Origin of the sequence: Streptomyces africanus, assembly GCF_002150735.1 — a bacterium.
GTDB classification, from domain to species: Bacteria; Actinomycetota; Actinomycetes; order Streptomycetales; family Streptomycetaceae; genus Streptomyces; species Streptomyces africanus.
This window is the reverse complement of record NZ_MUKA01000326.1, coordinates 21,219-27,974: the sequence shown is the minus strand read 5'-3', so window position 1 is coordinate 27,974 and position 6,756 is coordinate 21,219. Positions and strand designations below refer to the sequence as shown.

8 protein-coding genes are annotated in these 6,756 nt (G+C 72.5%); 3 read left to right on the top strand and 5 right to left on the bottom strand.

Going from position 1 to position 6,756, the window contains the following annotated elements:
- Positions 1-26 precede the first annotated feature (26 nt).
- Both CCL05_RS33680 and CCL05_RS33675 read right to left on the bottom strand, forming a co-directional pair.
- Positions 27-1,007 carry a zinc-binding dehydrogenase gene (locus CCL05_RS33680; protein WP_086564445.1) on the bottom strand — a complete coding sequence of 327 codons (981 nt, stop codon included), beginning with the start codon at positions 1,005-1,007 and terminating at the stop codon, positions 27-29.
- A gap of 43 nt (positions 1,008-1,050) precedes the next feature.
- Complete coding sequence (locus CCL05_RS33675) at positions 1,051-2,211, bottom strand: FAD-dependent oxidoreductase (RefSeq protein ID WP_086564444.1); 1,161 nt, start codon at positions 2,209-2,211, stop codon at positions 1,051-1,053.
- A gap of 130 nt (positions 2,212-2,341) precedes the next feature.
- On the opposite strand from CCL05_RS33675, the gene CCL05_RS33670 reads away from it, so the two are divergent.
- Positions 2,342-3,019, top strand: a complete 678-nt coding sequence (locus CCL05_RS33670; protein ID WP_086564448.1) for a pentapeptide repeat-containing protein — start codon at positions 2,342-2,344, stop codon at positions 3,017-3,019.
- A 13-nt stretch (positions 3,020-3,032) separates the two neighbouring features.
- On the opposite strand, the gene CCL05_RS33665 is transcribed toward CCL05_RS33670, so the two are convergent.
- Positions 3,033-3,533 carry a hypothetical protein gene (locus tag CCL05_RS33665; RefSeq protein WP_086564443.1) on the bottom strand — a complete coding sequence of 167 codons (501 nt, stop codon included), beginning with the start codon at positions 3,531-3,533 and terminating at the stop codon, positions 3,033-3,035.
- Between CCL05_RS33665 and CCL05_RS33660 the strand changes: the two genes are divergently transcribed.
- Positions 3,523-4,965 (top strand): M1 family metallopeptidase, encoded by a 1,443-nt coding sequence (locus CCL05_RS33660; RefSeq protein ID WP_086564442.1) that lies wholly within the window; start codon positions 3,523-3,525, stop codon positions 4,963-4,965. The genes CCL05_RS33665 and CCL05_RS33660 overlap by 11 nt on opposite strands.
- Positions 4,966-5,121: 156 nt before the next feature.
- Here CCL05_RS33660 and CCL05_RS33655 read toward each other — a convergent pair whose 3' ends face one another.
- Positions 5,122-5,697 carry a TerD family protein gene (locus CCL05_RS33655; RefSeq protein ID WP_010035999.1) on the bottom strand — a complete coding sequence of 192 codons (576 nt, stop codon included), beginning with the start codon at positions 5,695-5,697 and terminating at the stop codon, positions 5,122-5,124.
- A gap of 146 nt (positions 5,698-5,843) precedes the next feature.
- Between CCL05_RS33655 and arfB the strand changes: the two genes are divergently transcribed.
- Positions 5,844-6,281 (top strand): alternative ribosome rescue aminoacyl-tRNA hydrolase ArfB, encoded by a 438-nt coding sequence (gene arfB / locus CCL05_RS33650; RefSeq protein WP_086564441.1) that lies wholly within the window; start codon positions 5,844-5,846, stop codon positions 6,279-6,281.
- Here arfB and CCL05_RS33645 read toward each other — a convergent pair.
- The gene (locus CCL05_RS33645) at positions 6,278-6,745 is read right to left on the bottom strand and encodes a GNAT family N-acetyltransferase (protein WP_086564440.1); all 468 of its coding nucleotides are present in this window, start codon (positions 6,743-6,745) and stop codon (positions 6,278-6,280) included. The genes arfB and CCL05_RS33645 overlap by 4 nt on opposite strands.
- Between the last annotated feature and the right edge of the window lie 11 nt (positions 6,746-6,756).

The following is a 6,756-nucleotide window of genomic DNA, read 5'->3' as shown; positions in this document are numbered from 1 at the left end:
TGTGAATGAACGGGCGGGGCCTCGCGTCACGGCTCCAGGACCACCTTTCCGATCGTCCCCCGGTTCTCCAGCGCCCGGTGCGCGGCCGCGGCCTCGCGGAGCGGGAAGCGTTGCACGGCGGGGGCCAGACGTCCGGCGGCGGCCTCGGTGAGGGCGCGCAGTTCGAGGGTGCGCACGGGGTCGGGGCCACCGGCCTTCCGGAGCATCACGGGGCCGAGGACCTGCTCGGAGACGCCCTCGACGAGGTAGGGGCCGCCGTCGTGGATGCCGTCCGCGGACCAGCCGAAGACGATGTGCTTGCCGCCGGGGCCGAGCAGGGCGACGGCCTCGCGGGCCACATCGCCCCCGACGCCGTCGAACACGACGGTCGCGGCCCGGCCTCCGAGGTGCGCACGGACCTTCGCGGGCCAGGCCGGGTCCTTGTAGTCGACGGCGAGATCGGCGCCGCCCGCCTGCACGCGGGCGACCTTCTCCGGCCCGCCCGCGAGGCCGACGACCGTGGCGCCGGCGTTCTTGGCGTACTGCACGAGGAGCGTGCCGATGCCGCCGGCCGCCGCCGGGACGACGGCCACCGAGTCGGGGCCCAGCTCGGTGAACTGCAGGATCCCCATCGTCGTACGGCCCGTGCCGATCATGGCGACGGCCTCGGCGAAGTCCAGGTTCTCCGGGATCTCGTGCAGGCGCCCGGCCTCGGTGACGGCCAGTTCGGCATAGCCTCCGGGGACGAAGCCGAGGTGGGCGACGACCCGCTTGCCGAGCCACAGGCCCGCGACGCCCTCGCCCAGGGACTCGACGACACCGGCGACCTCGCGGCCGGGGACGGTGGGCAGGGGCGTCGGCTCGGGCGCCGGGCCCTGGCCGCCCTCGCGCAGGGCGGTGTCGAGGAGGTGGACGCCCGCCGCCCGTACGGCGACACGGACCTGGCCGGGGCCCGGCCGCGGGTCCTCGACCTGCTCGTAGGTGAGGTTCTCGGCCGGGCCGAAGGCGTGCAGGCGGATGGCGTGCATCGGGGCTCCTCGTGTCGTGGTGGTCTGAGCCCAGCCTTCAACCTCAAGCTTGCTTGAGGTCAAGCTCCCGTCGGCCGAGCGCCAACGACACCGCCGTCAGGGCGCTGTTGAAGGAGACCTCCGACAGCACGCCCGGGGCTGCGACCTGGTCGCCGGCGAGGTAGACACCGTCGCCCCGGTCCACGGCCGGACGGTCGCGCCAGCTGGTGCCGGGCAGGTCCACCGCGCCCGTACGGCCGTTCGCGACGGCCTCGCGCCGCCAGGTGACGCGCTCGCGCCAGCCCGGGAAGCCCAGATCGAGCAACTGCTCGGCGCGGGCGGTGCCGTCGGCCTTGGACTCGTGCGGGGCGATGGGGATCTGACCCTGGATGAGCTGCCGGCCGGCCGGGGCGAGGCTGCGGTCCTGGGCGGTGAACCGTTCGAGCCAGCCGGGCGCGTCGAGGTCGGAGACCGCGAACGCGTCCCCGCGCCGCGTCCGTACGGCGAGGTCGACGAGGACGGTACGGCCGCTCGGCCAGGTCAGGGAGTCGTCGCCGAGCAGGCGCCGGGCGGCGTCGAGGGAGGTGGCGACGACGACCGGCGTGTCGGTGGGGAGCGTGTCGACGCGGGACAGGGTCTCCATCCGGACGCCCAGGTTCCAGGCGCGGGCGGCCATCCGGTCGATGAGGGTGGCCCAGCCGCCGCGCGGGTAGTGCGCCTCGGGCGGCAGCTTGGTGGCGCGGCGCAGGCGCTCCTGCACGAACGCGGCCGACAGGGAGCCGGGGTCGTGGTGGAAGAGGGCGACGGCCGAGTAGTGGGCGGCGGCCCGGGCCCCCTCCTCGCCCGCGATACCGGTCGCCCAGGTCAGGAAGTCGACGTCCACGGGCGCCTGCGCGGCGGTCCGGCGCAGCAGCTTCAGCATCGGGAAGGGCGGGGTGCGGCGCAGCACGCCGTGGTGCCGCAGCCGTAGCCGGGCGGCCTCCAGGGGCGGGATCGGGGCTAGCGGCCCGATCAGGTCGCGCTGCTTGAGCCAGGTCCAGTGCGGGCCGCCGTTGTAGAGGGCGTGCGGGCCCTCGTTCGTGCGGTAGGGGCCTTCAGAGGTGCGGGCCCGGCCGCCGAGGGTGTGGTGGGCTTCGTGGACGGTGACCTTGGCGCCCGCCTCGGCGGCGGTGATGGCGGCGGTCAGTCCGGCGAAGCCGCCGCCGATGACGGTGATGCGGTGCATGGCTGGGGGTCTCCCTCGGGTCGGGGTCGCCTTCTGTGCGTACGACCGGCCGAGGGCACCGGAATGTGACATGGCCGGAGTTCTCGCAGGTCGGGGCCGGTTGTCAGTGGTGGGGTGCAGCATGGGGGGCATGGCGAGGAGAGCGGCGGGCGGTACGGGTGTGAAGGGCGCGCGGCGACCGGAGGTGCGGCTGCCCGCGCTGGAGCCCCACGAGGGCGGTGCGCTGGAACCGGACGGGGACTACGACGGGCTGGACTTCCGGGGAGCGGACTTCACCGGGCAGGACGGATCGGGCGCCCGCTTCATGGACTGCGCCCTGACGGACTGCGCGCTGGACGAGACCCGGCTGCGGCACGCCCGCGTCCTGGACTCGGCTCTCACCGGCGTCCGGGGCGTCGGCACCGACCTCGCCGAGGCGACCCTGCGCGATGTGGAGCTGACCGATGCCCGGCTCGGCGGGCCGCAGTTGCACGGGGCGGTGCTGGAGCGGGTGCTGGTCCGCGGCGGCAAGATCGACTATCTGAACCTGCGCACGGCCCGGCTCAGAGACGTCGTCTTCGAGGGCTGTGTCCTGGTCGAGCCGGACTTCGGCGGCGCCCGCCTGGAGCGCGTGGAGTTCGTGGACTGCACGCTGAAGGGCGCCGACCTCCACGCGGCGACCCTGACGGACGTCGACCTGCGGGGTGCCGCGTCCCTGGAGATCAGCCGCGGGCTGGACCGGCTGGCCGGGGCGGTGATCAGCACGGCGCAGCTGCTGGATCTGGCGCCGGTGCTTGCCGCGCAGTGGGGGATCCGCGTGGAGGGTTGAGTCCCGGCGGGGTTTACGGAAGGCGGGGGAAACGCGCCTGGAGCGTCCAGATCGCCGGGTTCTCGGCGAGGTCGTCGTGCAGGTCGGTGAGGTCGGCGATCAGGTCGTGCAGGAAGTCGCGGGCCTCGCGGCGCAGTTCGGTGTGGGAGAAGGTCAGGGGAGCTTCCTCCGCTGGCATCCAGTCGGCCTCGATGTCCACCCACCCGAAGCGGCGCTCGAAGAGCATCCGGTCGGTCGACTCGGTGAAGTCCAGCTCCGCGCGCTGCGGCCGGGACGCCCGGGAGCCCGCCGGGTCTCGGTCGATGCGCTCCACGATGTCGCACAGCGCCCACGCGAAGTCGAGCACCGGCACCCATCCCCAGGCTGTGGACACCTCCCGGTCCTGTTCGGTGTCCGCCAGATAGACGTCCCCGCAGAACAGGTCGTGCCGCAGGGCGCGGACGTCCGCACGGCGGTAGTCGGTCTGCGGCGGGTCGGGGAAGCGGTTGGAGAGGGCGTAGCCGATGTCGAGCACGGATGTGATGGTGTCACGCGTCGGTACGATCGCGATCGTGGCCCGATCTGTACGTCTTGTCCCTGTCCTGCTCGTCTGCTGCGCTCTCGCCGGTACCGCCTGCGGCGGCGGAGTCCACGGCACCCCGGGCGGTTCCGGCGTACGCGACCCGTACTTCCCGAAGGCCGGCAACGGCGGCTACGACGTCACCCACTACGGCCTGCGCCTCGGCTACACCCCGGACGCACACCGCCTCACCGGCACGGCCACCCTCACCGCCCGGGCCACCAAAGCCCTCTCCGCCTTCAACCTCGACCTGCTCGGCCTGGAGGTCGGAAAGGTCACCGTCGACGGCGAGAGCGCCCGCTGGAACCGAGCCGGGCAGGAACTCACCGTCCGGCCGCGTGAGGATCTCGACGAGGGCGAGACGTTCCGCGTGACCGTCGGCTACTCCGGGGCGCCCCAGACCGTCACCGACCCGGACGGCTCCCAGGAGGGCTGGCTGCGCACCACGGACGGGGCCCTCGCGCTGGGCGAGCCCACCGGGTCGATGGCCTGGTTCCCCGGCAACCACCACCCCTCCGACAAGGCGGCGTACGACCTCACGGTGACCGTGCCGCGGGGACTGCGGGCCGTGTCCAACGGGGAGTTGCGCGGCGAGACGACCGCGCGGGACCGGACGACCTTCCGCTGGCACACCGCCGAGCCGATGGCGAGCTACCTCGCCACGCTCGCCATCGGCCACTACGACATCTCCCGCGCCACCGCCCGGGACGGCCTGCCCGTCTACACGGCCGTCGACCCGGCGGAGAAGAAGGGGAGCCGCGCGGTCCTCGCGCGCATCCCCGAGGTCCTGCGCTGGGCGGAGCGGCGGTTCGGCCCCTACCCCTTCTCCTCCACCGGAGCGATCGTCGACCGCGCGGCCGACATCGGCTACGCCCTGGAGACCCAGAGCCGTCCTGTGTTCCCCGGCGCCCCCGACATCACCCTCCTCGTCCACGAACTCGCCCACCAGTGGTACGGCGACTCCGTGACGCCCGAGAGCTGGCGGGACATGTGGCTCAACGAGGGCTTCGCGACGTACGCGGAATGGATGTGGGAGGAAGACCACGGCGGCGAGACGGCGCAGGAGACCTTCGACGCGCTGTACGACCACGGGGAGCAGACGTACGAGGACCTCTGGTCCTTCCCGCCCGGGAAACCCACCGACGCCGCGCACCTCTCCGAAGCCCCCGTCTACCAGCGCGGCGCCATGGTCCTCCACAAGGTCCGCCAGGCGGTGGGTGACGCGGCGTTCGGCGGCATCCTCCGCGGGTGGGCGGCGGCCCATCGCCACGGGAACGCCGACACGGCCGACTTCACGGCGTACGTCGAGAAGCAGGCGCCCGGGAAGGACCTCGACGGCATCTGGGAGGACTGGCTGTACGGGGAGGGGAAGCCGGAGCGGCCCTGAGGGCCCGCCAGGACGCGCTGAGTTCCTTGCGCAGCACCGCACAAGGGCGCTTCATCTGCAGGTCCTCGCGACGGTCGATGACCCGGGGCGGGAACGGGAAAGCCCCCGGGCCGGCGGTCCGGCGCCGGGGGCTTTCGCCGCAGGTGAGGGCGTCCGTCAGACGTTCACGCCGAAGTCCTGGGCGATGCCGACCAGGCCCGAGGCGTAGCCCTGGCCGACCGCGCGGAACTTCCACTCCGCGCCGTTGCGGTACAGCTCGCCGAAGACCATGGCCGTCTCCGTCGCGGCGTCCTCCGACAGGTCGTAGCGGGCGATCTCGGCGCCGCCGGCCTGGTTGACGATGCGGATGTAGGCGTTGCGGACCTGGCCGAAGTTCTGCGAGCGGTTCTCGGCGTCGTAGATGGACACCGGGAAGACGATCTTGTCGATGTCGGCCGGGAGGGCGGCGAGGTTGACGTTGATCGCCTCGTCGTCGCCGGCGCCCTCACCCGTGCGGTTGTCACCGGTGTGGACGATCGAGTTGTCCGGGGTCTGCTTGTTGTTGAAGAAGACGAAGTGGGCGTCCGAGTAGACCTTGCCCTGCGTGTTGACCGCGATCGCGGACGCGTCGAGGTCGAAGTCCGTGCCGGTGGTGGTGCGGACGTCCCAGCCGAGGCCCACGGTGACGGCGGTCAGGCCCGGAGCCTCCTTGGTGAGCGAGACGTTGCCACCCTTGGACAGGCTTACAGCCATTGTTGGGAGTCCCTTCCCTCGTTTACGTACGGCAAAGAAGCTACAGCTACCCCCATGAACGCGGAGAGGGGTACGCGAGGTTCCAGGTCCTTTACTTTCTTTACGCGCGATTATTCGGGTGACGTGGACCGGTCAGGAGCGGGAACATGGAGGGCATGTCTGGTCCCCACGTCATCCGCGGCTCCGTCTCCCTGCCCGAGGCCGAGCTCATCTGGCGTTTCTCGCGGTCGTCGGGGCCGGGCGGGCAGCACGTCAACACCAGTGACTCCAAGGTCGAGCTGAGCTTCGACCTGGCGAGGACCGAGGCGCTGCCCGAGGTGTGGAAGAAGCGGGCGCTGGAGCGCCTGGCCGGGCGCCTGGTCGACGGGGTCGTCACCGTGCGTTCCTCCGAGCACCGCTCCCAGTGGCGCAACCGCGAGGCCGCCGCCGTACGCCTCGCCGCGCTCCTGGCCGAGGCGACCGCACCCCCGCCCAAGCCCCGCAAGCCGACCCGGATCCCCCGGGGCATCAACGAGCGGCGCCTGCGCGAGAAGAAACAGCGCTCGGAGACCAAGCGAGGCCGTTCCGCGCAGAACTGGAACTAGGCCAGCTCCAGCACTCCGACCGTCTGGCCTCCGCTGGTCTCGCCGTTCGGGCGGAATCCGAGCCCCAGGTAGAAGCCCTCCGGGCCGTCGGGGCCGGGGTGCCAGGAGACGTAGAACTCCTTGGTGCCGCGCCGGCGCAGCTCGTCGGCGACGGAGTCGACGGCGAAACGGCCGTAGCCCCTGCCCTGCTCCCCGGCCGCGATGTTCAGCCGCCACAGGCCCGAGCGCCGCACGCTGCCGTCCTCGTACCAGTCGATGTCGAGGAAGGCCATCAGGAAGCCGACCGGGCGGTCGCCGTCGACGATCAGGCGGGGCCAGGCGACGCCCGGATGGACGTAGGCCTCGGCGAGGGACTTCACGACCGGGGAGACCGCGTGCTCCTGGTCGGGGCGGACGGCGATGCCGAGGGCGGCGTCGAGGTTCGCCGGGGTGATCTCTGCGAGGCGCGGGCCGGTCCTGGTCATGCGCGCACCCT

Coding starts and splice junctions, on each gene's coding strand:
- arfB (WP_086564441.1), top strand. CDS start 5,844: ATGGAGGGCATGTCTGGTCCCCACGTCATCCGCGGCTCCGTCTCCCTG.
- CCL05_RS33660 (WP_086564442.1), top strand. CDS start 3,523: ATGTCGAGCACGGATGTGATGGTGTCACGCGTCGGTACGATCGCGATC.
- CCL05_RS33675 (WP_086564444.1), bottom strand. CDS start 2,211: ATGCACCGCATCACCGTCATCGGCGGCGGCTTCGCCGGACTGACCGCC.
- CCL05_RS33670 (WP_086564448.1), top strand. CDS start 2,342: ATGGCGAGGAGAGCGGCGGGCGGTACGGGTGTGAAGGGCGCGCGGCGA.
- CCL05_RS33645 (WP_086564440.1), bottom strand. CDS start 6,745: ATGACCAGGACCGGCCCGCGCCTCGCAGAGATCACCCCGGCGAACCTC.
- CCL05_RS33655 (WP_010035999.1), bottom strand. CDS start 5,697: ATGGCTGTAAGCCTGTCCAAGGGTGGCAACGTCTCGCTCACCAAGGAG.
- CCL05_RS33680 (WP_086564445.1), bottom strand. CDS start 1,007: ATGCACGCCATCCGCCTGCACGCCTTCGGCCCGGCCGAGAACCTCACC.